Here is a 23,332-nt window from a genome sequence, read left to right on the forward strand (position 1 = left end):
TTTTGGCACGCTGTTGAGTTCTCAAGGAACGGACGCTTCCTTTGTACTCACCCTCTCGGGCTTTCCTCCGGGCTTTCGTTCTGTTCTTGCTGTTCCTGCGTTTCCGACTCTACCAGACTCTTTCGCGTCCGATTCCCGGTCGAAGCGGGATTTGCTTCCAGGTATTCGCTTTCGCGTTTCCCTTTCCGGCGATTCCGACTCTATCAGCGATTCCCCGTCCCTCTGACCGCTCTCCGCCGTGCCAAAAAGGCATGCGCAAATGAGGTCGAGTTCAAGATCGATACTGAATAGGAGGGTTCCCGTCCATGGGGCGTTCGTGAGAAATTCACACGTGGCGTCCCGGCAGGAGTCACGACAGTACAGGCCCGCCGACGCCCAGGCAAATCGTTTCAGGCGTATGGTCTAGTCCACCGGTCTAGTCCACTAGTCTCCGTGCCGAAGGGCCAGCCCGGATCGGGACCAACATCGGGCGAACCCGAATATCTCGTGACTTATCCTTCTCAAGAGTACGCCGTTCGCGACGGGTAGTGACGGCGACACGAAGAAGCCCCACCCCTGGGAGGCCCCTCATGACCAGCGTGACGTCCCCACTTGCCGGGAACGCCATCGGACTCGCGGCAGTGCCCGATCCGGTGTTCTCCGGCGCGATGGTGGGACCGGGCACCGCTATCGACCCCGTGCGTGAGCCCTCGGAGGCGGTGTCCCCCGTAGATGGTGTGGTCGTCTCCCTGCACCCGCACGCGTACGTCGTCGTAGACGGTGAGGGCCACGGCGTCCTTACCCACCTCGGGATCGACACCGTCCAGCTCAACGGCGAGGGCTTCGAGCTGCTCGTCAACAAGGGCGACACGGTGACCCGCGGTCAGGCCGTCATCCGCTGGAACCCCGCCGCGGTCGAGGCCGCGGGCAAGTCCCCCGTGTGCCCCGTCGTCGCACTCGAGGCGACCCCGGACGCCCTTTCGGACGTCGTCGAGTCCGGCGACGTGAAGGCCAGCGACGTTCTCTTCAGCTGGCAGTGACGCACCCGCCTGCGAAGGCGAGTCGGACATCCACCGCGGCGGCCGAGCGCCCGCCGCCCTACCGGAGACGGTGAAATGGAGACAACGCTGCGAGGCGTCGGCGTGAGCCACGGTGTGGCGATCGGCGAGGTTCGGCACATGGGTACGGCGGTTCTCGAACCACCGGCCAAGCAGATCACCGCGGACGAGGCGGAGCGCGAACAGGGGCGCGCCCGTCAGGCCGTGGAGGCTGTATCGGCCGACCTGATCGCGCGTGGCCAGCTGGCCGGCGGCGAGGCCCAGCACGTGCTCGAGGCCCAGGCGATGATCGCCACGGACCCCGAGCTGATGGCGGACGTCGACCGGCGGATCGCCGTCGGCAGCACCGCAGAGCGCGGGATCTACGACGCGTTCGCCTCCTACCGCGACCTGCTCGCGGGAGCCGGCGAGTACATGGCCGGGCGGGTGGCCGACCTGGACGACGTACGGAACCGGATCGTGGCGCGCCTGCTGGGCGTGCCCATGCCGGGCGTCCCTGACAGTGACGAGCCGTACGTACTGATCGCGCGGGACCTGGCCCCCGCCGACACCGCGCTGCTCGACCCGGCCCTGGTGCTGGGGTTCGTGACCGAGGAGGGCGGGCCGACCAGCCACAGTGCCATCCTCGCGCGGGCGCTGGGCGTGCCGGCGATCGTGGCGCTCCAGGGCGCCGGCGAGCTCGCCGAGGGCACCCTCATCGCGGTCGACGGCAGCACGGGCGACCTGTTCGTGAACCCGACGCCGGAGAAGCGGGCCGAGCTGGAGGCCGCGGCGGCCGAGCGCAAGGCCGCACTCTCCGCGTCGTCCGGTCCCGGTGCGACCTCGGACGGCCACAAGGTGCCGCTGCTGGCGAACGTCGGCGGGCCGGCGGACGTGCCGGCCGCGGTCGAGGCCGGGGCCGAGGGTGTGGGCCTGTTCCGCACCGAGTTCCTGTTCCTGGACGACAGCAAGAAGGCTCCGTCCGAAGAGAAGCAGATCGAGTCGTACCGCAAGGTGCTCGAGGCCTTCCCCGAGGGTCGTGTGGTTGTGCGGGTGCTGGACGCCGGCGCCGACAAGCCGTTGGACTTCCTCACCCCGGCGGACGAGCCGAACCCGGCTCTGGGCGTACGCGGCCTGCGCTCGCTCCTGGACCACCCGGAGGTGCTGCGCACGCAGCTGACCGCGCTGGCCAAGGCGTCCGCGGGCCTGCCCGTCCACCTCGAGGTCATGGCCCCGATGGTGGCGGACCGGACCGACGCCAAGGCGTTCGCGGACGCGTGCCGCGAGGCCGGTCTGCAGGCGAAGTTCGGCGCGATGGTGGAGATCCCCTCCGCCGCGCTCCGGGCGCGCTCGATCCTGCGGGAGGTCGAGTTCCTGTCGCTGGGCACGAACGACCTCGCGCAGTACGCGTTCGCCGCAGACCGCCAGGTCGGCGCCGTCTCGCGGCTCCAGGACCCATGGCAGCCGGCGCTGCTCGACCTGATCGCCATGTCGGCCGACGCCGCCAAGGCCGAGGGCAAGAGCTGCGGCGTCTGCGGTGAGGCTGCCTCCGACCCGCTGCTGGCCTGTGTGCTGACGGGCCTGGGTGTCACCTCCCTGTCGATGGGTGCCGCCTCGATCCCGTACGTGCGGGCGACGCTCGCCAAGCACACCCTCGCGCAGTGCGAGCGGGCCGCTGCCGCGGCGCGTGCGTGCGACACCGCCGAGGAGGCCCGCATGGCCGCCCAGGCGGTGCTCTCCGGCGAGTAGCCGCCGGGAGGAGTGAGGATGCGAGGGGCCTTCGCCGGTGGCGGGGGCCCCTCGGTCCGTCCCCGGCCGCTCCCCTACGGGTCCGGAGCCGGGCTCAGTGGTGCGGGGAGGGGAGGTCCACCTCGTAGCCGGGGCAGTATTCGACCCCTGGTTCGGGGGCGACGGGATCGCCGGTGTCGGCGTCGGTGCAGTACGCGTTGAACACGGCCGCCGCGGACAGGGCGGTCAGCCGGCCCCGGTCCAGGCGCCAGCCGTGGACCCGGTCGCCGCGGTCCTCGCGCGAGCTGCGCAGGACCAGTCCCCCGGGGCCGCCGAGGGCCAGTCCGGCCGCCAGGACCGTCACGAAGTCGAGGCCCTGGCGGCTCTCGATGCGGGGCGGGGCGTCCGCGTCGGCGGTCACGTCGGCGTGCAGGACGGCGAGAAGTTGTTCCGTCGCGGTGGGGACGCTGCAGACGAAGTGGTGGTGGCCGGGACCGGCGCCGGCCAGGAGGCGTTTGAGGGCTTCGGCCGCGCGGTCGAAGGAGGCGTTGCCGATGTCCTCGCCGCAGTCCGCGCAGTCGCCCACCCCGGCGAGGAGGGTGGTGGCGTACTCCCAGGTGGCCTGGCGGACGGCCTCGTCCACGAGGAGCGGGACCAGTTCGTCGATGGGCTGGCCGCGGTAGGGAAGACCGGCGCTGCTGCCCGCGAGTTCCGCGGTGAAGCGGGTGCGGGCGTCGGCCGTGTCGGGGTCGAGGCCGTGTTCCGCGCAGTGCTCGGCGTACTCCTCGGGGTCGAAGAGGGCGACGGTCGTGTGGATGCCCTGGGCCGCGAGGGACCGGAGCAGGTCCTCTACGTGGCGCAGGTAGTCCTGGTGGTCGTCGAAGGTGAAGCTGCGGTAGCCGCGCATGGCCGCGAAGTCCCCGGGGTCGGCGAGGAGGCCGACGGTGCTGGGGGCTTCGCGGCGCGCCGTGCGGCGCCTGCTGGTGCTGCGGGTCGTGCGGGTGGTGGCGGTCCGCCTGGTGCGGTGGCTCCCGGTGTCGTCCTTCGGTGGCATGGCTCCCCCTGAGTGGCACGGTCGATTGCTCACTCAGCGTAATCATGACCACTGACAGTGACGTCAGCCGTGGGTGCGGGTGCGGGCCAGCTCCTCGTAGAAGGAGAGGAGGTCGAGGTTGTCGACCGAGCCCGGGTTGACCGCCTTGGCCATGGGGGCGCCCTGCAGGAGGCGCTTGACCGGGACCTCGATGCGCTTGCCGGTCAGCGTGTGGGGGATGCCCGGGACCTCGATGATCTCGTCGGGGACGTGGCGCGGGGAGAGCTCCTCGCGGATCGTCGCCTTGATCCGGGCGCGCAGGTCGTCGTCGAGACGGGCGCCGGGGGCCAGGTGGACGAAGAGCGGCATCCAGTAGCCGCCGTTCGGCTCCTCCAGGCCGATGACGAGGGACTCCTTGATCTCGGGGAGGCGTTCGACGGCCTCGTAGATGTCGGCCGAGCCCATCCGCACGCCCTGGCGGTTGAGGGTGGAGTCGGAGCGGCCGTGGATCACGACCGAGCCGTGGTCGGTGAGCGTGATCCAGTCCCCGTGGCGCCAGGTGCCCGGGAACATGTCGAAGTAGCTGTCGCGGTAGCGGCTGCCGTCGGGGTCGTTCCAGAAGCGGATCGGCATGGACGGCATGGGGTTGGTGACGACGAGTTCGCCGACCTCGCCGATGACGGGCTTGCCGGAGGGGTCCCAGGCCTGGAGGTCCGTGCCGAGGCAGGCGGCCTGGAGCTCCCCGATGTACACCGGGAGGGTGGGGACGGCCCCGGCGAAGCAGCTGCACACGTCGGTGCCGCCGCTGACGGAGGCGATCCAGAGGTCCTCGGCGACCTCGTCGTGGAGCCAGCGGAACCCGTCGGGCGGGAGTGGGGAGCCGGTGGTGGCGACGCACTTCAGGGCGGACAGGTCGAAGTCGCGGGAGGGGTGGACCTCCGCCTTGCGGCAGGCCATGACGTACGCGGCGGAGGTGCCGTACAGCGTCGCCCCGGTCCGCTCGGCGATGCGCCACTGGGCGCCGGTGTCGGGGTAGCCGGGGCTGCCGTCGTACAGGACGACGGTCGTGCCGGTGAGCAGGCCGGAGACGAGGAAGTTCCACATCATCCAGCCGGTGGAGGTGTACCAGAAGAACCGGTCCTCCGGGCCGAGGTCGCAGTGCAGGCCGAGCTGCTTGAGGTGTTCGAGGAGGATGCCGCCCTGGGACTGGACGATGGCCTTGGGGAGGCCGGTCGTACCGGAGGAGTAGAGGACCCAGAGGGGGTGGTCGAAGGGGACCGGCTCGAAGACGGGCGCGGTGTCGGCCGCGGTCAGGTCGGACCAGGCGAGGGCCCCTTCGGGGGCTTCGGTGCCCAGGACCGGGATGTGGACGACGGCGCGCAGGGAGGGGAGCTCGGCCCGGAGCTCGGCGACGGTCTCGCGGCGGTCGTGCCGCTTGCCGCCGTAACGGTAGCCGTCTACGGCGAAGAGGACGACGGGCTCGACCTGCTGGAAGCGGTCCAGGACGCTGCGGGCGCCGAAGTCGGGGGCGCAGGAGGTCCAGACGCCTCCGACGGCGGCGGTCGCGAGGAGGGCGACCACGGACTCGGCGATGTTCGGGAGGTAGCCGCTGACCCGGTCGCCGGGGCGTACGCCGAGTGCGCGCAGTTCGGCGGCGAGCGACCCCACCTGCCGGCGGAGCTCGGCCCAGGTGACGGGGACGGTCTCGTGGGTCTCGTCCACGCACAGCAGTGCGGCGTCCCCGGCGCGGGCCGGGTCCTCGGCGGCGCGCAGGGCGTGCTCGGCGTAGTTGAGGGTGGCGCCGGTGAACCAGCGTGCGCCCGGCATGGAGCGGTCGGCGAGGACGGACTCGTACGGGGTGGTGAAGCGGACCTCGAACCACTCGGCGACGGCCTGCCAGAAGGTGTCCAGCTCGTCGACGGACCAGCTGTGCAGGGCGGGGTAGCCGCCGTCGGCGGGGGCTCCGAACCGGTCGGCGGCCCAGGCCTGGAAGGCGGTGATCCGGGCCGCGGCGATCCGGTCGGGGCCCGGGGCCCAGAGGGGTTCCGGCTGCGTGGCTGAGGTCATGGGTGGGCTCCCGGTCAAGTCTGCGGCTCGCGCTTCGTGTGCGTACGGTGCCATCGCGCGCGGGGTGTGCGCGCGGCGGCTCACTGGGACGATGCCATGTGATCGACATCCGCACCAGAGGTGTCCCGTACGGTCGGCCGCGGTCGGCCGGGGGTGCCGCTGCCGGGTGAACGGCAGCTGAACGCGGTCTCCTCGACCGGGGCCCGGTGGCAGGGTGATCCGCATGAACGGTGGGGATCTGGTGCGTGCGGTGAAGGACCTCGGTACGGAGCGCGGACGGCGCGCCTGGCGCTCGGCCTGGCGCCACCGGCGCGCCGACGCGGTGGGGCTCCCGCGCCGGGGCGCGGAGCGGGCGCGCGTGCCGGGGCTGCTGACGGGTACGGAGCCCCGGCCGGGCGGCGGCGTGCTGCGCTTCGCGCGCTCGGAGCTGCTGGTGCGGGTGACCTCGGGCGGCGCCGTGTTCTGGGGCTGGGACGGGGCCGCGCCGACTCCGTCGTACGCGGTGGTCGGCGACGGGCCGGAGCCCGATCCGCGGGCCGTGCTGGAGCCGGACACCGAGGGCGGCTGGCGGGTGGTGTCGGAGCGGGTGACGGTCGCGGTGTCCCGGCACGGGTCGGTGGAGGTGCGCACGCCCGGCGGGACGGTGCTGCGCCGGGACCTGCCGCCGCGCTGGTGGGAGCCGGTGGACCCGGCGCGGGGCGGGGCCCGGTGGTCGCAGCGCAGCGAGGTGGGGGCGGACGCGCGGTTCTTCGGGCTGGGCGGCCGGGCGGCGGGGCCCCGGCTGCGGGACGGGACGTACCGGCTGTGGAACACCGATCCGAAGGGCGGCTTCGGACCGGGCACCGATCCGCTGTACCTGACCATGCCGGTGCAGCTGGTGGTCGCCGACGCGGGGACGCACCTGGTGTTCCACGACAACTCCTGGGACGGGCGGGTGGTGCTGCGCGAGGGCGAGGAGGGCGCGGGCTCGGGGGCGGACCGTCCGGGGTCGAGCGAGCTGCGCGTGGAGGGCGGGCCGCTGCGGTGCTGGGTCTTCGTGGGGACTCCGGCGCGGGTGCTGCAGGGCTGGTCGGGGCTGACGGGTCCCGCGGCGGTGCCCCCGGAGTGGGCGCTCGGCTACCAGCACGCGCGCTGGGGCTTCGGGAGCGCCGAGGAGGTCCGCCGGGTGGTGGACGGGTACGCGGCGCACGGCATGGCGCTGTCGGCCGTGCACCTGGACATCGACCACTACGACGGGCACCGCGTCTTCACGGTGGACGAAGGGCGGTTCCCCGATCTGCCCGGGCTCGCCCGGGAGCTGCGTGCGCGGGGCGTGCGCCTGGTCTCGATCGTCGACCCCGCGGTGCGGGCGGGCGGCGCGGTGCACGCGTCGGGGCTCGCGGTGGGGACGCGCGGTGCCTTCGTGCGGGACGCCCGGGGCGTGGAGGTGCGCGGGGAGGTGTGGCCGGGCGAGTGCGCGTACCCGGACTTCACCGATCCGGCGGTGCGGGAGTGGTGGGGCGGGCTGTACGAGGAGCGGCTGGGCCAGGGCTTCGCCGGCTTCTGGCACGACATGAACGAGCCGGTGTCCTTCGCCCCGTTCGGCGACAACACGCTCCCCCGCTCCGCGCGGCACGCGATGGACGGCGCGGGCGGCGACCACCGCTCCGGGCACAACGTGTACGGCCTCGGGATGGCGCGGGCCGGCTGGGAGGGCCTGGTCCGGCTGCGACCGGACGAGCGGCCGTTCCTCTTCTCCCGGTCCGGCTGGGCGGGGATGCAGAGGTACGGGGGCTCGTGGTCCGGCGACGTGGAGAGCAGCTGGGAGGGGCTGCGCGCCTCCTTGGCCCTGGTCCTGGGGCTCGGACTGTGCGGGGTGCCGTACTCGGGCCCGGACGTCGGGGGCTTCGGCGGCTCCCCCTCCCCCGAGCTGTACGTGCGCTGGCTCCAGCTGGGGGCCTACCTTCCGCTGTTCCGCACGCACTCGGCGATCTGGGCGGGGCGGCGGGAGCCGTGGGAGTTCGGTCCGGAGGCGGAGGAACAGGCCCGCGGGGTGATGGCGGAACGCGAGCGGCTGCGGCCGTACTTCGTGACGCTGGCCCACCTGGCCCGCCGGACCGGGGCCCCGTACGTGCGGCCGCTGTGGTGGGGGGCGCCGGAGGAGCGGTCGCTGCGGGACTGCGAGGACGCCTTCCTCCTGGGCGACGCCCTGTTGGTCGCCCCGGTGCTGGAGTGCGGAGCGGACCGGCGGGCGGTGCGGCTGCCGCGGGGCCGGTGGTACGACACCACGACCGGGGCGGCGTACGAGGGCCCGGGCCAGGTGCTGCTGGACGCCCCGCAGGGCCGGATCCCGGTCCTGGCCCGCGCGGGCGCGGTGCTCCCGGTCCGCGATCCGTCCGGTGGCGGCGGGGTGGCACTGGAGGCGTGGGCTCCGGCGCGGGGGCGGACGGGCGGCGGGCTGGTGGTGCGGGACGCGGGGCCGGGCTTCGCGGCGGGCAGGATCGAGCGGTACACCGTGCGGTGGGCGGGGGACGAGGTGGTGGTGCAGGACGAGGCGGGCGAGCGGGTGCCGGGCGTGACGGTGCGCGGGCTGTGGGGGCGCGGACGGTAGGGGCGCCCGTCGGGGCGGACCCGGGCCCGGTGGGGTTCAGGCGTACCGGCCCGCGAACCACGAGGCCGCGGCCCGGGTGTGGAGGGGGAAGGCCAGTTCCGACGGCCCCCGCAGGACGTGCCAGCCCGTGGTCTCGTCCGTGGCGGCCGATGCGGGCAGGGACGCCACCGGACGGGGCGGGAGCAGGCCGAAGAGGAGCAGGTGGCCGGCCGGGGAGCTGAGGGCGTCGGCCAGGGCCACGTCCCGGGCGGGGGCCTCGATGCCGGTCTCCTCGCGGAGTTCGCGGACGACCGCGTCCCGCCAGTCCTCGCCGAAGTCGATGAAGCCGCCGGGGAGGGCGATGCCGCCGAGGGCCGGTTCGATGGTGCGGGTGATGACCACGAGGCCGGTGCCGTCCTCGTCCAGGACGGGGAGGAGCACCACGGCCACCGGGAGCGGATTGCGGTAGGCGGTGTCGCCGCACGACGGGCAGGTGCGGGGCCAGAGGTCCGTGTCGAACGGTGTTCCGCAGGTGGAGCAGTGCGAGTCCCTCAGCTGTGCCGGCATCCCGCGATGGTATGCCAAGCGGTATGAGGGCGGCGGCTGTTGTGATCGGTGTGGGACTACTGGCTGCGCTGGGTGCGCCGGCGCCCGGGGCGACGGCTCCGGAAGCGGCGGCGTCGCGAGCGACGGCACCGGGAGCGGCGACACCGGGAGCGGCGGCCCGCGGATCGGCGGCCCGCGGATCGGCGCCGCCGGGGTTCGCGGCCCTGGCGCACGTGGATCCGACGGTCCGGCAGGACATGCGGTACGCGACCGCCCGCAACTTCACCGGCCGCCGGGTCGACGGGTACCGGGAACCGGCGTGCCTGCTCGCGCGCCCCGCCGCGGAGGCGTTGCGGGGCGCGCAGCGCGAGCTGCTGCCGCGCGGCCTCACCCTGAAGGTCTACGACTGCTACCGGCCGCAGCGCGCCGTGGACCGGTTCGTCCGGTGGGCCGGGGACCTCGCCGACCAGGGGAGCAAGACCGAGTACTACCCGGACGTCGACAAGGACAGGCTGATTCCCGACGGCTACATCGCCGAGCGGTCGGGGCACTCCCGCGGGAGCACCGTCGACGTGACCCTCGTCGACAGCGCGTCGGGTCGGGAGCTGGACATGGGGACCGCGTTCGACCACTTCGGGCCGCTGTCCCACACCGACGGTCCCGCGGTCCCGCCCGCCGCCCGCGCGAACCGCCGGCTCCTGCTGGGCGTCCTGGGCGCGCAGGGCTTCGTCAACCTGCCCGAGGAGTGGTGGCACTTCACGCACCGGCCCGAGGCGTTCCCCGGCACGCATTTCGACTTCCCCGTCTCTGTCGCCGCCGTCCTGCCGTGACTACCGTGCCCCCATGACGTTCCGTTCGTACGAGGAGTTCTGGCCCTACTACGTCGCCATGCACGCACGGGCCGCCACCCGCTGGGTGCATCTCACCGGCACGCTCACCGGACTCGCCCTCACCCTCTACGGGGTGGCCCGGGGGCGGAAGGGGTACCTCGCCGCCCTCCCCCTGATCGGGTACGGGACCGCGTGGCCGGCGCACCTCCTGATCGAGAAGAACAACCCCGCGACCTTCGGGCACCCCGGGTGGTCGCTCCGCGGGGACGCGCAGATGATCCGGATGATGCTCGCCGGGCGGGACGCGGAGCTGGCGGAGATCGCGCAGAAGTGGCTCGCCGGGAACCGGTGACCCGGAGGGCCTCCCGTGCCAGACTCCTGACGATGCGTCAGAAACACTGACACGGGAGGAATCTTGGCACGCACGCGCACCCCCGTCGTGAGCGGTTGGTTCACCGAGGACGCCCAGGGACCCGAACCCGGGGCCGGCCCCGGGGGCGCCTTCCGGCTGCTCGGAACCCGGTGCTCCGCCTGCACCGCGGTGTTCTTCCCCCGCGAGGACGCCTTCTGCCGCAACCCCCGCTGCCCCGGCGACGGCGTCCTCGCCGAGGTGCCGTTGTCGCCCCGCGGCCGGGTCTGGTCCTACACCGACGGGCGCTACCGGCCTCCGGCGCCGTACGTGTCCGACCCCGGCGTCCCCTGGGAGCCGTACACCCTGATCGCGGTGGAGCTGGAGGCCGAGGGGATCGTCGTGCTCGGGCAGGCGGCGCCCGGGGTCGGCGTCGGTGATCTGGCGGTCGGCATGGAGGTCGAGGTGGTCGGCGGGGTGCTCGGCGAGGACGCCGGCACCACGTGGTCGACCTGGCAGTTCAGGCCCGTGGGAGGTGCGTCGTGAGCGCCGCCGACATCGCCGTGCTGGGAGCCGGCATGCACCCCTGGGGCAAGTGGGGCCGCAGCTTCGTCGAGTACGGGCGGGCCGCCGCCCGGGCCGCGCTCGCCGACGCCGGCCTGGACTGGACGGACGTGCGGTCCATCGTCGGCGCCGACACCGTCCGCTCCGGGTACCCGGGTTACGTGGCCGGCGCCACCTTCGCCCGCGCGCTGGGCTGGCAGGGCGCCCGGGTGACCAGCGTCTACGCCGCCTGTGCCTCGGGGGCGCAGGCCATCGGGGCGGCCCGGGCGCAGATCCTGGCGGGGCTGGCGGACGTGGTGCTCGTGGTGGGCGCCGACGCGGCGCCCAAGGGGTTCTTCGCACCGGCCGGGGGCGAACGGCCCGACGACCCCGACTGGCTGCGGTTCCGCGTGCTGGGCGCCACCAACCCGGCGTACTTCGCGCTGTACGCGCGCCGCCGGATGGCCGTCCACGGGGACACCCCGGAGGACTTCGCCCGGGTCAAGGTGAAGAACGCGGCGGCCGGGCTGCTGAACCAGAACGCCCGCTACCGCAAGGCCGTGACCATGGAGGAGGTGGCCGCCTCGGCGGTGGTCGCCGATCCGCTGCGGCTGCTCGACATCTGCGCCACCTCCGACGGGGGCGCGGCGCTCGTGCTGTCCAGCACGGACTTCGCGCGCTCGCGCGGTGTCGCCGACCCGGTGCGCATCCGGGCGGTGTCGACGGTGACGCCCACCTATCCGCGTACGGTGCTGGACCTCCCGGACATCGCCACCGACTCGACGGTGGGGGTGGGGGTCGAGCCGGCGGCGGGCTCCTTCCGCGCCTCCATCGCGCGGGCGGCGTACGAGGAGGCGGGGCTCGGCCCGGAGGACCTCTCGCTCGCCGAGGTGTACGACCTCTCCACCGCCCTGGAACTGGAGTGGTACGAGGACATCGGGCTCTGCGGGGAGGGCGAGGGCGCCAAGCTCCTGCGGGAGGGGGCGACGGCCCTGGGCGGGCGCGTCCCGGTCAACACGAGCGGCGGGCTGGCCTCCTTCGGGGAGGCGGTGCCGGCCCAGGCCATCGCGCAGGTCTGTGAGCTGACGTGGCAGTTGCGCGGGGAGGCCGGTGCCCGGCAGGTTCCGGGGGCGCGGGCCGGGATCACCGCGAACCAGGGGCTGTTCGGGCACGGCTCGGCGGTGATCGCGGTGCGCTGAGCGGGCGCCGGTGGCCGTGGATCGGGCTTCGCAGGGGGTCCGAACAGCGGTTTCCCGCGGGTGTTGTCCGCGTACTTGACGGCCCCCGGCGGCGGGTTCACACTCGCTCCACGGTCCCGCGCCGCACTCCGGGCGCCGAATCCCCCACGAGAGCTGCGGCCCGTACCCCAGTCGGCGGGGGTACGGGCCGCGTCCGTGTCAGGCGCCGGCCGAGAGGCTCCGGCGGCGGGCGCGGGCCAGCGACATCGCGTGTTCCACCACCCCCACGAGGACGTCCTTCACGGACTCCCGGTCGCGGGCGTCGCACAGCAGCACCGGTACGCCCGGGTCGAGGTCGAGCGCCTCCCGCACGGTCACCACGGGGTGGTGGTCCGCGTCGTCGAAGCAGTTGACGGCGACGACGAACGGGATCTCGCGGCGTTCGAAGTAGTCGACGGCGGCGAAGCAGTCGGCGAGGCGGCGGGTGTCCGCGAGGACCACCGCGCCCAGCGATCCCTGGGCCAGTTCGTCCCACAGGAACCAGAACCGGTCCTGGCCGGGGGTGCCGAACAAGTACAGCACCAGGTCCTCGCGCAGCGTGATGCGCCCGAAGTCCATCGCCACGGTGGTCGTGCTCTTGCCCTCCACTCCCTGGGTGTCGTCGATACCGATGCCCGGTTCCGAGAGTTGTTCCTCGGTCCGTAGCGGTCTGATCTCGCTTACCGCACTGACCAGGGTGGTTTTGCCCACCCCGAAGCCGCCCGCGACCAGGATCTTCAGGGTCAGCGGCTCGACCGGTGACACGGCGTGCATGGCACCGGTGCGGCTAGAGCGCCCGAAGGCCATCGATCACCTCACGCAGAATGGATTCATCGGGTAGTTCGGCCGGAGGTACCGGCCTGGTCACGTGGACCAGTTCATCGTCGACGAGGTCGCCGATCAGCACCCGCACGACCCCGATCGCGAGGTCGAGGTCGGCCGCCAGTTCGGCGACCGACTGCGGGCGGTTCCGGCACAGCCCCAGGATGCGGGCGTGTTCCGGGGCCAGGGTCATGTCCCAGACCGGGTCGTCGGCCGCGGATTCGGCGACGACGAGCGCGATCAGGTCGAGGCGGTGCTGGCCCGCGTGGCTGGTCCGGCCGCGGGTCATCGCGTACGGGCGTACGACGGGACCCGCGTCGTCGTCGAACCAGTGCGGGTGTTCCGGGGCGGCGGGCCCCTCCCCGGACGGGGTGCGGGCAGGGTGTTGGTCCTGGCCTGGATCGCTCATGCCGTACGTCTCACCCTCCGGCTGGCAGCCCGGTGCGCGGGGCGGTCGCCAGGTGGTCGCCCACTCGCTTGACCATGAGCGTCATCTCGTACGCGACCTGCCCGACGTCGGACTCGGCGTCGGCGAGGACGGCCAGGCAGCTGCCGTCGCCGGCCGCCATCACGAAGAGGAAGGCCTCGTCGAGCTCGACGACGGTCTGGCGGACCCGGCCGGACTCGAAGTGCCGGCCGACGCCCTTGGCCAGGCTGTGGAATCCGGAGGCCACCGCCGCCAGGTGCTCGCTGTCCTCGCGGGTCAGGTCCCGGGAGGTGCCGGTGGGCAGGCCGTCGCCGGAGAGGACGACCGCCTTGCGGATGGAGCCGACCTTGTCCACGAGCTCGTCGAGGAGCCAGTTGAGCGGGCCTGAGCCGCGGCTCCTGCTGTCGTTTCCGGTCTGCGGTGCGGTCATCGACCGTCCCCTTCGTTCTCGTTCGCGGGACCGGTGGCGGCGGAGGTGCCTGCCCCGGTCGCGGACTGCGTCCGTGCCTGCTGGTTGCGGCCCGCGGTCCAGCCGCGCTGGAGCGCGGACATGCGCGTGCGTACGTCCTCCGCGTCCCGGTCGTCCGCGACCTCGTCGGCGGTGTCCGGGGCGGGGGCGGCCGCGCGGGAGTTCTTCAGCTGCGGGGCCAGGCTGGCCTGGCGGACCCGGCGGGGCAGCAGGCCGCTGCCGCCCGGGGCGGGTGCGGGGGCGTCGGCCCCGGCGGCGGGGGCCGGCGGCGGAACCGCGGACACCCGGCGCGGCTCGACGCGGCGGCCGTGGTCCGCGACCAGCGTCGGGGCGGGGCGGCGGCGCGGCAGCGGCACCGTCCCCTGGCCGGCGCGGGGGCCGTCGGGGCGGGTGGCCTCCGGGCGGGGGCCGTCGGGCCGGGCGCTGTCGAGGCGGACCGGGCCGGTGGGGGCGAGCGGTTCGCGCTCGCCGTTGCGTGGGCCGGCGACCCGGTCGGGGTGGCGGTCGGCCCGCCGATCGGGGTGGCGGTCGGCGTGCCGCGGCTCGGAGTGCCGGTCCGCGGACGGGCGGTCGGCCGGGCGCAGGCCGAGCAGGCCGCTGCGCGGGAGTCCGTTCGGCGGGGTCTCGTCGTCCAGGGTGGCCATGGCGGGGCGGCCGCCGACGCCGGTGATCCCGGTGGTGGTGCCGTCCACGACGGCGGGGTCGTCGAGGCCGAGGACGCCCAGCGGCGCCTCTAGCTCGACGGGCCCGCGCAGGTCCGCCGCGGGCAGGGCGCGCCCGGACGGGGCCCGCTCGACGGCGGGGGCGTTGCGCTCGGACGGGATCACGCCGGGCCGGCCCGGCTTGCCCGGCTTCCCGGCCATGCCGGCGCCGACGCCGGCGTTCAGCCGGATGCCGGTGCCGTTGGTGTCGGGGGCCTCGGTCAGCAGGGCGTCGGGGAGGAAGACCACGGCGGTGGTGCCCCCGTACGGGCTGGGCTGGAGGACGACCTTGACGGCGTGGCGCCGTGCGAGGCGGCTGACGACGAACAGGCCGAGGCGGTCGGTGTCGGAGAGCTCGAACTCGGGGGTCTCGGCGAGCCGGAGGTTCGCGTCGAGGAGCGCGTCCGGGTTCATTCCGAGGCCGCGGTCGTGGATCTCCAGGGTGAACCCGTTGGCCACGCGCTCGCCGTGCACCTGGACGGCGGTGTGCGGCGGGGAGAACACCGTGGCGTTCTCCAGGAGTTCGGCGACGAGGTGGGTCACGTCCGCGACGGCGGGCCCGGCGATGCCCAGGCGCGGGAGCCGGCGCACCTCGATGCGCTCGTAGTCCTCGACCTCGGCGACGGCGGCCCGTACGACGTCCATCAGCTGGACGGGCCTGCGCCACTGGCGGGAGGGCGCGGCGCCGGAGAGGATCACCAGGCCTTCGGCGTGGCGGCGCATGCGGGTGGTCATGTGGTCGAGGCGGAAGAGGTCGGCGAGCTCCTCGGTGTCCTCGGTGCGGCGCTCCATGGTGTCGAGGAGGGTCAGCTGGCGGTGCAGGAGCACCTGGTTGCGGCGGGCGAGGTTGACGAACACCTCGGAGACGCCGCGGCGCAGCTCCGCCTGCTTGACCGCGGCCTCGACGGCGGCGCGCTGGAGGGTGTTGAGGGCCTGGCCGACCTGGCCGACCTCGTCCCTCTCGTACTCCAGCCGGGGCGCCTCGGTCTCCACGTCCACGTGCTCGCCGGCGGCGAGGCGGCGCATGACGCCGGGCAGGCGGACGCCGGAGGCCTCGTGGGCCTCCTTGCGGAGCCGGGACAGGTCACGGATCAGCTCGCGGCCGATGCGCACGGACAGGACCAGGGACACGATCAGCGCGATGAAGCCGAGGATGCCGGCGACGGCGGCCTGGACCAGGACGTCCATGGCGACGGGCTCGACGCGCTTCTGGTAGCGGTCCCCGGCCTCGGTGCCCATGGTGGCGAGCTCGTCGAGGACCTTGGTGGCCGCGGCGTCCCACTGGGCGGAGGTGCTGCTGCGGGGGTTCTTGACCGCGCCGGCGCTGAGGAAGCGTTCCTCCGCGTCGCGCAGGACCTTGGTGTCGGTGCCGGCCCAGTAGCGCTCGAAGCGCTCGCGGTCGGCGGGCGGGAGGATCGCGAGGTTGAAGTCGTAGAGCAGGGTGCGGTTCGCGGCGAGGTCGGAGATGCGGCGGAGGTCGGCGGCGTTGACGCTGCGGGCCGCGAAGGAGGAGGCCACGAGGGCGTCCTCGCGGGAGAGCGCCTCACGGGCCCGGGTGATGCCGACGAGGGCGCGGCCCTGCTTGTCCATCTCGACGTTCTCCAGCGCGTGGAGGTTCATCAGGAACTCGTGGCAGGGGTCGACGAGGCGGTTGTAGAACTCCAGGGCCTGGCCGGTGTCGAGGGTGTTCTGGTCGACGGAGCGGCGGATGCTCTCGATGCCGTGGAACGCGGCGAGGATCGAGCGCAGGCGCTGGCCGTTCTGGACGCTCAGCTCGTCGGTGACCTCGGGGTCGCGGGCGCTCGCCCGTATCTCGGCGACCACCTCGTCGGTGCCGGCGCGGCGCTTGGCGAGCTCGGCCGTGGCGGTGGAGGCGCGGGGGTCGCCGATCACGACGAGGGTCTGGCGGCGCTCCTTCTGGACGGCGCGGACGACGTCCTCCATGGGGTAGCCGACCTTGTCGATGACGTACGCGACGTCGAGCAGCTGGACGGCCTGGCGGCCGGTGATGACCGTCGCGAAGCCCCAGAGGGCGGTGAGGGAGACGAGCGGCACAAGGAGCAACGCCACGATCTTCCGGCGGATGGATTTCCCGCGAAAGCGCATGGCCTCCCCAGCCTCCCCCAGCTCAACCCCGTTACGGGGAGTCGGTGTTCCGTCATTTAAACGGCGTGAGCCTACTACTGCCGAGCAACAGCTTCGAAGGCGTGTCCGGACGTTTTCGGCCTGACCTCTGGATGAAGATCACGAGTTGTCCGATACTTCCGGTCAAGAGTGGTGCGATATGCGGCAGATGACACTTGGTGGGGCGTCAGTCCCCGCAACCGGATGGATGGCTGGAATTGTTCGTTCCGCAATCAGCGGGGTCGTGGGGGTGTCCGCGATACGGGAATCTCTCGATCGTGCCGGACGTCTTCTGTTCGAGCGGACGCGTGGGGGTAGACGTGGTGGAGCAGGCGGGGCGGACCGCGCGGTGGGGAGTGAGCGGACCATGAGCAGGTACGAGGGGAGGGCCGTGGGCGGCGGCAGGGAGGTTCCGGCGCGCGGACTGTGGGTGGAGGAACCGGCCCGCAAGCCCCGGATGCCGGATCCGGTGCGGACGTCGGCGGTGCGGGCGGTGCTGATCGTGGCCGTGACGCTGACCCAGGCGACGGTCACGTTCTTCCTCACGCTGACCGGCTCCTGGCTGGCCTTTCCGCTGGCGCTGTGCGCGATCGCGGGGACCATCGTGGCCACGTGGGGCGTACTGGACGTGTGGATCACCCGGCAGATGTGGAACCAGCGGTACGGGGTCCTGTCGGAGCCGAGCAGCACGGCGCGGCGCCGCCGCCGGGAGGCCCGCAGGGCCGAGCGGGCGGCCGCGCGCGAGCCGGGCCCGGGGCGCGTGTCCCGGGAGGACGGGCCCCTGACGGCGTTCGGCCGCCGCTAGGGCGGGGCCTCGGGCCCGGCGGAGCGCCCGAGGGGGGCGGCCCCGGCGCCTCCGGCGGGCACCCGGCCCTGCCCCGAGCTCCCGGCATCCCGCCGGACGGAGTCCGGCGCAGCGGTGCGAGCCCCGCGTCGGGGAAGAAGCCCGGCGCAGCGGGGCGAAGCCCGTAAGGCGGCCCCGGCGCCGAACGGTGCGAGCCCCGCGTCGGGAAAGGAGCCCCGCGTCGAGAAGGAGACGGGCTCAGCTCCGGCGGAACATGCGCGTGGCCGTGATCTCGCCGTGGATGGCCTCCCCGTCCGGCGACTGCCGCGGCAGACCCGGCCGGAGGTGTTCCTCGACGCTGATGTACTTCAGGCCCGCCCGCAGGTCGGCGTCGTTGCGCAGCCGGATGACCAGCGGGAACTCGGCCAACGCCGTGGTGTCGAACAGGCCCGTGGTGTAGAGCAGCTGGACGCCGAGCGCGTCCGAGACGGCCCGCTGGAGCTCCAGCAGGTACGTGGCGTTCGCGCGCCCGATCGGGTTGTCGAGGAACAGCGTGCCCGCGTGCCGGTGCTTGTCCCGGCCGCGGTCGTTGCTGCGCAGCGCGGCCATCGTGCAGTACAGCGCGATCGCCGCAGTCAGCAGCTGGCCGCCGGAGAACACGTCGCCCATCTGGCCGACCGGTACCAGCTCGGCGCGCAGCACCGCGTCCGGCTTGAGGATCTCGACGGAGATCCCCTTGGGCTCCAGGGCCGCCTGCACGCCCCGCAGCAGCAGCGACATGCCGTCGCGGCGGCCCTCGCCAAAGGAGGCGGTGCTGTTCTTCTTCACGGCCGCGCGGGTGGCCTCGTCGATGACCTCGCCGAGCCGTTCGGTGAGGGTGGCCTGGTCGGGCTCCTCGAAGCGGATGCGCAGGAACTCCTGGCCCGACCACTCCCCCAGTCCCTCGGGGAGCTGGGAGAGCCGCTGGGCGGAGCGGAGGGTGGCCAGGGCCGATTCGACCAGGCCGCGCAGCCGGTCGACGATGCTGTCCCGGTTGCGCTCCAGCTGGGCGAGCTCGTCGGTGAGGACGCGCAGCCGGGGCGCGAAGGCGGTGGCCCAGGAGGCCGCGTGCTCGGGCAGGGCGGAGGCGGGCAGTTCGCGGATCTGCTGGCGCGCGGGGGTGCGTACCTGTTCGTAGCGGGTGGCGTTGGCGTGGCGGACCAGGATGTCGCTCGCCTCCCGTACGGCGGACTCGGCGGCCGAGAGGTCGGCCGCGCAGCCGCGCAGGGAGCGGCGGGCCTCGGTCGCCGACTGGCGGGCCTCATCCAAGGTGCCGCGGTGGGGGGCGGGTTCCTGGTCGTCGTCCGGGTGGGTGTGGTCGCGCAGGAGGTCGCGCAGCAGGGCGGCCGTCTCGTCGAAGCCCCCGGCGCCGTCCTCGGCGGTGCGGTGGGAGCGCAGCAGGTCCGCGTGGGCGGACCGGGCGCCTTCCACGGCGGCGGTGTGGGCGGCGAGCTGGGCGGTGGCCGTGCGCAGCAGGGCTTGGGCCTGCTCGACGTCCACGGGGATCAGGTCCTCGGACAGTTCGGTGTGGGCCCCGCCCTCGGCCGGGGCGTGCCGCTCGGCCTCGCCGCGCAGCCGGCCGAGCTGCTCGCTCGCGGTGGACGCGCGGGTCTCCAGCATCTGTACGAGGGATTCGGCGCGGGCGGCGGCGGCCTGGCGGGAGGGGCCGTCGGCGCCGTCGGTGCCTTCGAGGAGCTGGGCGGCGCGGGTGCGGACCTTGTTGGTCAGGCGGTCGAGTTCGGCGAGGGCGGCGCTCTCGTCGCTCTCGGCGCGGGCCTGCTCGGCGCGCAGGTCGGCGCCGACCCCGACCTTCTCGTAGAGCTGGGAGGCGGCCCGGTAGGCCTCGCGGAGGTCGGGGAGCGGAGCCTTGGGCGTGCCGTCGTCCTGCGGGAGGGGGTCGGGGGCGCCGGCGATCTCGGCGCGTTCGGCCCGCAGCGCGCGGGCGGTGCGGCGGGCGTCGTCGGCGGCGCGCTGGACGGCGCGGCGGTCCTCGTCGGCGGCGCGGGCGCGGTCGAGGCAGGCTTCGGCGCGCGCCTCGGACTCGGCGGCCTCGTCGGCGAGTTCGCGGACCTTGGCCTGCCAGCCGACGCGCTCGCGCAGCCGGTACGCGAGTCCGGCCAGGGCGTCGGCGACGCGGCGGGCGCGCTGGGCGGTGTCCTGACGCTCGTCCCGTACCCGGGTGGCGTCGGCGGCGGCCTCGTCGGCCTCGGCGCGTACGGTACGGGCCTCCGCGAGCTCGGCGTCGGCCTCCTCGGCGAACGCCCGTGCGGCCGCGGCCTGTCGGACGAGTTCGGCGAGGCGGCCGGGCGGGCAGCCGGTGCGCCAGGAGTTCAGGCGGGCGGCGAGCTCGCGGTCCCCGGAGAGGCGGGCGGCGAGGTCGCGGATCTCGGCGTCGCGGGCCGTGGCGCGGGTGCGCAGCGCCTGACGCTCCTCGTCGGCGGCGTGTTCGTCGTGCATGGCAGGGTTCGGCGGTACGAGGAAGACGGCCGTGTCGGTGTCGCCGGCCGGGGGCACGGGGGCGAGCAGGGCGGCGGCCGTGCCGACGGCGACGGTGGAGCGGGGCAGCAGGGCCGCCTGCGACAGGACCTCGCGGGCGCGGCTGTGCGTGTCGGGGTCGGTGATGACGACGCCATCGACGAGCTCGGGGCGGGCGGCGAGGACGGCGGCGTGGTCGGCGGGGTCCACGGACTGGGCGAGGTAGCGCCAGCCGGGGAGGGCGGGGATGCCGTGTTCGCCGAGGTATTCGACGGTGGTGAGGACGTCGGGGCCGGGGGGCAGCAGCCCGCCGTCGCCGAGGGCGCCGAGGATGCGGGAGTCGTCGGCGGCGGCGGTGCGCAGGTCGAACAGCTGGCGTTCGGCGGCGGCGACGGCCCCGGTCAGCAGTTCGCGCAGGTCGTCGGCGTTGCGGTCGAGGTCCTCGGCGGTGAGGCCGCCCTCCGCGCCGGCCGGCGCCGTACGGGAGACGGCGGCCGCGCTGCCGGAGTGCTCCGAGGCGTCGCGCGGGCCGGGCACCGACGGGTCGTCGGCCGACGGGTCCGTGCCCGGGGGGAGGCCCAGGAGGTCGGCCAGGCGGGGGGCTTCGGCGAGGACGGCGGCCGTGCGGTGCTCCGCGGCGTGGGCGCTCTCGGCGGCGTCGGCCGCGTCGGCGGCCCGGGCGGCGGTCAGTTCGGCGCGGGATTCGACGGCGGCGGCGTCGCGGGCGGCCTCGGACGCGGTGCGGGCGGCCTCGCGGGCCTCGTCCCAGGCGGCCACCGCCGACTTCTCGGCGTCGGTGGCGGCCAAGGCGGCGCGGGCCGGGTCGGCGTCGGGGGCGGTGTCGTCGAGCCAGCCGGCGCGTACGGCCTCGGCGGTCTCCTCCTGGACCTCGCCGAGGCGGGCCCGCAGGTGCTCGGCCTCGCTGCGGGCCCGCTGGGCGGCGGTGGCGGCGGCGGTGGCGTCGCGGTGGGCGGCCTCGCCGATGGCCTGGAGCTCGGCGGAGCGCTCCTCCTCCTCGTTGGCGAGGGTCTCGCCGTGCTCGGCGGCCGTGTGCAGGGCCCGTACGAGTTCACCGGCGGCGGTGGCCCGGGCGGCGAGCGCGGGGGCGGCGTCCCGCTCGGCCTCCAGGATCGCGGACGCGACCCGGGCGGAGCGGTCGGCGGCCGCGCGGTGGCGCAGGACGTTCTCGGCGGCCTGCCAGGCGGCGTGCAGGGTGCGGGCCTCGATGAGTTCGCGGCGCTGGGCGGCGGCGGCCTTGTCGGCGACGGTCAGCGCCAGCGAGGCGTGCCGGTAGGCGAGTTCGGCGGAGACGGCGGCGCTGCGGGCGCGGGCCGATTCGGCGGCGGTGACCTCGTGGACGGCGCCGGTGACCCGCTGGGCGAGGTCGGCGGCGCGGCCGCGCTCCTCGCCGGCGCGGGCGGACAGCCGTCGGGCGAGGGTGCGCGTACGGCGTTCGGCGCCGGCGTGGACGTCGCGCAGCCGGGAGCGGGTCTCGGCGGCCTCGACGATGCGGGTGAGCAGGTCCACGGAGCCGGCGGTGAAGTCGCGTTCGGCCATGAGCTCGGCGCGGCGGCCCAGCTTGTTGCCGAAGCCGTGGACGAGGTCGGCGAGGCCGTCCGTGTCGCGGGTGTCGGTGACGGCGCGCAGCAGCAGGTCGGTGAAGTCGGAGTCCTTCTTGACCGCGAAGAGGCCTGCGGCCTCGCCCTCGTCGGCGTTCATCTCGCGCTGGTAGCGGAAGAGTTCGGGGTCGAGGCCGAGGTCGGTGAGGTGCTCGTTCCAGCGGTCGTGGATCTCCTCGAAGCAGACTTCGAGGTGCGGGTAGGCCTTGCCGGCCTCGGTGAGGGCGTCGCGGAAGCCCTTCATGGTGCGCCGGCGGCCCTGGGCCCCGGAGACGCCTTCGCCGGGCGGGCGCACGGAGGTGGCCTCGGCGACCGGGAGGTTGTCGAGGCTGAGGCCGGGTCCGGGCCGGAAGGAGTACCAGGCCTCGGCGAACTTGCGGGGGTCGTTGGAGACCTGGCGGCCGCGCCACTCGCTGACCTTGCCGACGACGACGCACTCGCCGGTCTGGGTGTGCTGCCACTCAAGCGCCACGTGCCCGCAGTCGTCGGCGAGGAGGAACTTGCGCAGTACGCCGGAGCTGGCGCCGCCGAGGGTGTTGCGGTGGCCGGGGAGCATCACCGAGAAGATCAGCTTGAGGAGGACGGACTTGCCGCCGCCGTTCTCCAGGAAGAGCACGCCGGCGGGCGCGGGGCGGCGCGGCGGGCCGGTGGGCTCCTCCTCGAAGAACTCCGCCTGGGCGGGTGCCGGGTGGGGCACCGGCTCGCCGACTCCGCGCAGGTCGAGCACGGTGTCGGCGTAGCGCGCGCCGGCGGGCCCGATGGAGTAGAGGCGGATCCGGGACAGCTCGTACATGGCGGCGGACTCTCGTGGTCTCTCGTGGGTCGTACGGAGGGCGGGGGGTGCTCGGGTGGCTGCGCGGCTCAGGCGTGGAAGGGGAGTCCCGCGTCGGCGGCGAGTTCCAGGTCGTCACCCTCGGGCGGCGGCAGGAGGGTGGCGGAGCCGTCGCTGACGGGTACCACGCCCAGTTCCAGGAGCTCGGCCATGGCCGCGCTGCCCGCCATGTCGCGGACCTGGAGCTGGTAGCGGGGGGTGGTGCGGTAGGTGCCTCCGGCCTCGTCGCCGGTGCGCTGGAGGAATCCGGAGTCGGTGAGGAAGGCGGCGGCCTTGCCGACGATGCCGGTGGTGGAGCCGGCGAGGCGGCGGGCGTCCTTGGTGGCGCCGGTGGAGCTGCGGCGGGCGTAGACGCGCCAGGCCGCCTCCAGGCCGGGGGCGTCGGTCGCAGGGTCGGTGTTCTCGCCGAGTTCCTCGGCGCGCTCCTCCAGGCGGCGGCAGGTCTGCCGGACGAAGGCGTCGACTCCGTTGACGGTGATGCGGCCGATGTAGCCGTCGTCGGCGAGGTCCTCGGGGCGGGGGAAGGCGAGGGCGGCGACGGCGAGGTGGGCGAGGCCGTGCAGGAACCGGTCGGCGGAGTCGGCGGCGGTGCGGCGCGCGTAGTCGCCCATGCGGACGGCGAAGACGGAGTCCTCGTCGGCGGCGACGGCCATGCCGGCCCGGGGGGACACCTCCAGGACCACCAGGCCGAGGCCGGTGGCGACGGCGTCGGCGAGGCGCCCGAAGCCGGGGTCCTCGCGGTAGCGGCGGAGCAGTTTGGCGTACTCGGCGTCACGGGCGGGCAGCAGCTTGGGCTGCAGCCCGAAGGAGACGAGCCGGGCGGCGTCGGCCGCGTCGGCGGGGGTGACGGCGTGCGCGTGGGCGGGCGCGACGGGAGCCGACGGCGCGTCGGGCTCGCTCCACGCGGGGTGCTCGGCGTGGTGGTCGCTCACGGGCTGGTCTCCTCGACGGTGGGGTGGTCGTGCTGGTGGTGGCGGTGCACGGCGCCGGCACCCTGCCGGGCGGCGGCCCGCGGTACGCGGCCGCCGCCCGGCGGGGGCGGTACGGTCCGGGCTCCACACGGGGGTGGTACGGAGCCGCCGCCCGGCGGGGGCGGTACGGGTGCTGCGCCCCGCGGCGGCCGTACGGGCCCGCCGCCCTGC

The 23,332-nt window shown here is 74.4% G+C and carries 18 protein-coding genes; 9 read left to right on the forward strand and 9 right to left on the reverse strand.

The features are described 5' to 3' along the window. The 3 genes from ACFWTC_RS31275 to ptsP form a co-directional block, all read left to right on the forward strand. Positions 1-226 (forward strand): hypothetical protein (locus tag ACFWTC_RS31275; RefSeq protein WP_384074870.1); only part of this gene is annotated, 226 nt, incomplete at its 5' end. Between the two features lie 343 nt (positions 227-569). After that, a complete protein-coding gene (locus ACFWTC_RS31280) occupies positions 570-1,019 on the forward strand; it encodes a PTS glucose transporter subunit IIA (protein WP_383930662.1) in 450 nt (149 codons plus the stop codon). Positions 1,020-1,094: 75 nt separating this feature from the next. Beyond that, on the forward strand, positions 1,095-2,765 hold the full coding sequence (ptsP, locus tag ACFWTC_RS31285; protein WP_384029378.1) for a phosphoenolpyruvate--protein phosphotransferase: 1,671 nt from the start codon (positions 1,095-1,097) through the stop codon (positions 2,763-2,765). A 94-nt stretch (positions 2,766-2,859) separates the two neighbouring features. Here ptsP and ACFWTC_RS31290 read toward each other — a convergent pair whose 3' ends face one another. Then, the gene (locus tag ACFWTC_RS31290) at positions 2,860-3,798 is read right to left on the reverse strand and encodes a hypothetical protein (RefSeq protein ID WP_384074873.1); all 939 of its coding nucleotides are present in this window, start codon (positions 3,796-3,798) and stop codon (positions 2,860-2,862) included. A gap of 63 nt (positions 3,799-3,861) precedes the next feature. Beyond that, positions 3,862-5,844, reverse strand: a complete 1,983-nt coding sequence (locus ACFWTC_RS31295) for an acetoacetate--CoA ligase (protein WP_383930669.1) — start codon at positions 5,842-5,844, stop codon at positions 3,862-3,864. Positions 5,845-6,067: 223 nt separating this feature from the next. On the opposite strand from ACFWTC_RS31295, the gene ACFWTC_RS31300 reads away from it, so the two are divergent. Continuing rightward, positions 6,068-8,434 (forward strand): glycoside hydrolase family 31 protein, encoded by a 2,367-nt coding sequence (locus ACFWTC_RS31300; protein ID WP_383930672.1) that lies wholly within the window; start codon positions 6,068-6,070, stop codon positions 8,432-8,434. A gap of 36 nt (positions 8,435-8,470) precedes the next feature. Here the strand turns inward: ACFWTC_RS31300 and ACFWTC_RS31305 are convergent, their stop codons facing one another. Next, positions 8,471-8,980 carry an NUDIX domain-containing protein gene (locus tag ACFWTC_RS31305; RefSeq protein WP_383930675.1) on the reverse strand — a complete coding sequence of 170 codons (510 nt, stop codon included), beginning with the start codon at positions 8,978-8,980 and terminating at the stop codon, positions 8,471-8,473. A 23-nt stretch (positions 8,981-9,003) separates the two neighbouring features. Between ACFWTC_RS31305 and ACFWTC_RS31310 the strand changes: the two genes are divergently transcribed. The 4 genes from ACFWTC_RS31310 to ACFWTC_RS31325 all read left to right on the forward strand — a co-directional run bounded on the left by ACFWTC_RS31310 (position 9,004) and on the right by ACFWTC_RS31325 (position 11,880). Continuing rightward, entirely contained in the window at positions 9,004-9,789 is a 786-nt protein-coding gene (locus ACFWTC_RS31310) for a M15 family metallopeptidase (RefSeq protein WP_383930678.1), read from the forward strand. Positions 9,790-9,802: 13 nt separating this feature from the next. Beyond that, positions 9,803-10,141, forward strand: coding sequence for an Mpo1-like protein (locus ACFWTC_RS31315; protein WP_383930681.1), 339 nt, complete (start codon positions 9,803-9,805; stop codon positions 10,139-10,141). A gap of 63 nt (positions 10,142-10,204) precedes the next feature. After that, positions 10,205-10,684 carry a Zn-ribbon domain-containing OB-fold protein gene (locus tag ACFWTC_RS31320; RefSeq protein ID WP_383930684.1) on the forward strand — a complete coding sequence of 160 codons (480 nt, stop codon included), beginning with the start codon at positions 10,205-10,207 and terminating at the stop codon, positions 10,682-10,684. Next, complete coding sequence (locus ACFWTC_RS31325) at positions 10,681-11,880, forward strand: lipid-transfer protein (protein ID WP_384029380.1); 1,200 nt, start codon at positions 10,681-10,683, stop codon at positions 11,878-11,880. The genes ACFWTC_RS31320 and ACFWTC_RS31325 overlap by 4 nt, the downstream gene beginning before the upstream one ends. A gap of 198 nt (positions 11,881-12,078) precedes the next feature. On the opposite strand, the gene ACFWTC_RS31330 is transcribed toward ACFWTC_RS31325, so the two are convergent. The 4 genes from ACFWTC_RS31330 to ACFWTC_RS31345 are packed head-to-tail and all read right to left on the reverse strand — an operon-like array spanning position 12,079 to position 16,387. Next, on the reverse strand, positions 12,079-12,705 hold the full coding sequence (locus ACFWTC_RS31330) for an ATP/GTP-binding protein (protein ID WP_351281736.1): 627 nt from the start codon (positions 12,703-12,705) through the stop codon (positions 12,079-12,081). Then, complete coding sequence (locus ACFWTC_RS31335) at positions 12,686-13,129, reverse strand: DUF742 domain-containing protein (protein ID WP_383930689.1); 444 nt, start codon at positions 13,127-13,129, stop codon at positions 12,686-12,688. Before ACFWTC_RS31335 ends, ACFWTC_RS31330 begins: the two co-directional genes overlap by 20 nt. A gap of 10 nt (positions 13,130-13,139) precedes the next feature. Then, positions 13,140-13,577, reverse strand: coding sequence for a roadblock/LC7 domain-containing protein (locus tag ACFWTC_RS31340; RefSeq protein ID WP_267722980.1), 438 nt, complete (start codon positions 13,575-13,577; stop codon positions 13,140-13,142). Further along, positions 13,574-16,387 (reverse strand): nitrate- and nitrite sensing domain-containing protein, encoded by a 2,814-nt coding sequence (locus ACFWTC_RS31345; RefSeq protein ID WP_383930692.1) that lies wholly within the window; start codon positions 16,385-16,387, stop codon positions 13,574-13,576. Before ACFWTC_RS31345 ends, ACFWTC_RS31340 begins: the two co-directional genes overlap by 4 nt. 421 nt (positions 16,388-16,808) lie before the next feature. Between ACFWTC_RS31345 and ACFWTC_RS31350 the strand changes: the two genes are divergently transcribed. Beyond that, positions 16,809-17,246 (forward strand): hypothetical protein, encoded by a 438-nt coding sequence (locus ACFWTC_RS31350; RefSeq protein ID WP_383930695.1) that lies wholly within the window; start codon positions 16,809-16,811, stop codon positions 17,244-17,246. Positions 17,247-17,483: 237 nt separating this feature from the next. Here the strand turns inward: ACFWTC_RS31350 and ACFWTC_RS31355 are convergent, their stop codons facing one another. Both ACFWTC_RS31355 and ACFWTC_RS31360 read right to left on the reverse strand, forming a co-directional pair. Continuing rightward, positions 17,484-22,151, reverse strand: a complete 4,668-nt coding sequence (locus tag ACFWTC_RS31355; protein ID WP_384074876.1) for a hypothetical protein — start codon at positions 22,149-22,151, stop codon at positions 17,484-17,486. Between the two features lie 68 nt (positions 22,152-22,219). Beyond that, entirely contained in the window at positions 22,220-23,122 is a 903-nt protein-coding gene (locus ACFWTC_RS31360) for a hypothetical protein (protein WP_384074879.1), read from the reverse strand. Between the last annotated feature and the right edge of the window lie 210 nt (positions 23,123-23,332).

Origin of the sequence: Streptomyces sp. NPDC058619, assembly GCF_042717785.1 — a bacterium.
Taxonomy (GTDB): domain Bacteria; phylum Actinomycetota; class Actinomycetes; order Streptomycetales; family Streptomycetaceae; genus Streptomyces.

Excerpts from the sequence above, each read along its gene's own strand:
- ACFWTC_RS31280 (WP_383930662.1), top strand. The coding sequence starts at position 570 with ATGACCAGCGTGACGTCCCCACTTGCCGGGAACGCCATCGGACTCGCG.
- ptsP (WP_384029378.1), top strand. The coding sequence starts at position 1,095 with ATGGAGACAACGCTGCGAGGCGTCGGCGTGAGCCACGGTGTGGCGATC.
- ACFWTC_RS31290 (WP_384074873.1), bottom strand. The coding sequence starts at position 3,798 with ATGCCACCGAAGGACGACACCGGGAGCCACCGCACCAGGCGGACCGCC.
- ACFWTC_RS31295 (WP_383930669.1), bottom strand. The coding sequence starts at position 5,844 with ATGACCTCAGCCACGCAGCCGGAACCCCTCTGGGCCCCGGGCCCCGAC.
- ACFWTC_RS31300 (WP_383930672.1), top strand. The coding sequence starts at position 6,068 with ATGAACGGTGGGGATCTGGTGCGTGCGGTGAAGGACCTCGGTACGGAG.
- ACFWTC_RS31305 (WP_383930675.1), bottom strand. The coding sequence starts at position 8,980 with ATGCCGGCACAGCTGAGGGACTCGCACTGCTCCACCTGCGGAACACCG.
- ACFWTC_RS31310 (WP_383930678.1), top strand. The coding sequence starts at position 9,004 with ATGAGGGCGGCGGCTGTTGTGATCGGTGTGGGACTACTGGCTGCGCTG.
- ACFWTC_RS31315 (WP_383930681.1), top strand. The coding sequence starts at position 9,803 with ATGACGTTCCGTTCGTACGAGGAGTTCTGGCCCTACTACGTCGCCATG.
- ACFWTC_RS31330 (WP_351281736.1), bottom strand. The coding sequence starts at position 12,705 with ATGGCCTTCGGGCGCTCTAGCCGCACCGGTGCCATGCACGCCGTGTCA.
- ACFWTC_RS31335 (WP_383930689.1), bottom strand. The coding sequence starts at position 13,129 with ATGAGCGATCCAGGCCAGGACCAACACCCTGCCCGCACCCCGTCCGGG.
- ACFWTC_RS31340 (WP_267722980.1), bottom strand. The coding sequence starts at position 13,577 with ATGACCGCACCGCAGACCGGAAACGACAGCAGGAGCCGCGGCTCAGGC.
- ACFWTC_RS31350 (WP_383930695.1), top strand. The coding sequence starts at position 16,809 with ATGAGCAGGTACGAGGGGAGGGCCGTGGGCGGCGGCAGGGAGGTTCCG.
- ACFWTC_RS31355 (WP_384074876.1), bottom strand. The coding sequence starts at position 22,151 with ATGTACGAGCTGTCCCGGATCCGCCTCTACTCCATCGGGCCCGCCGGC.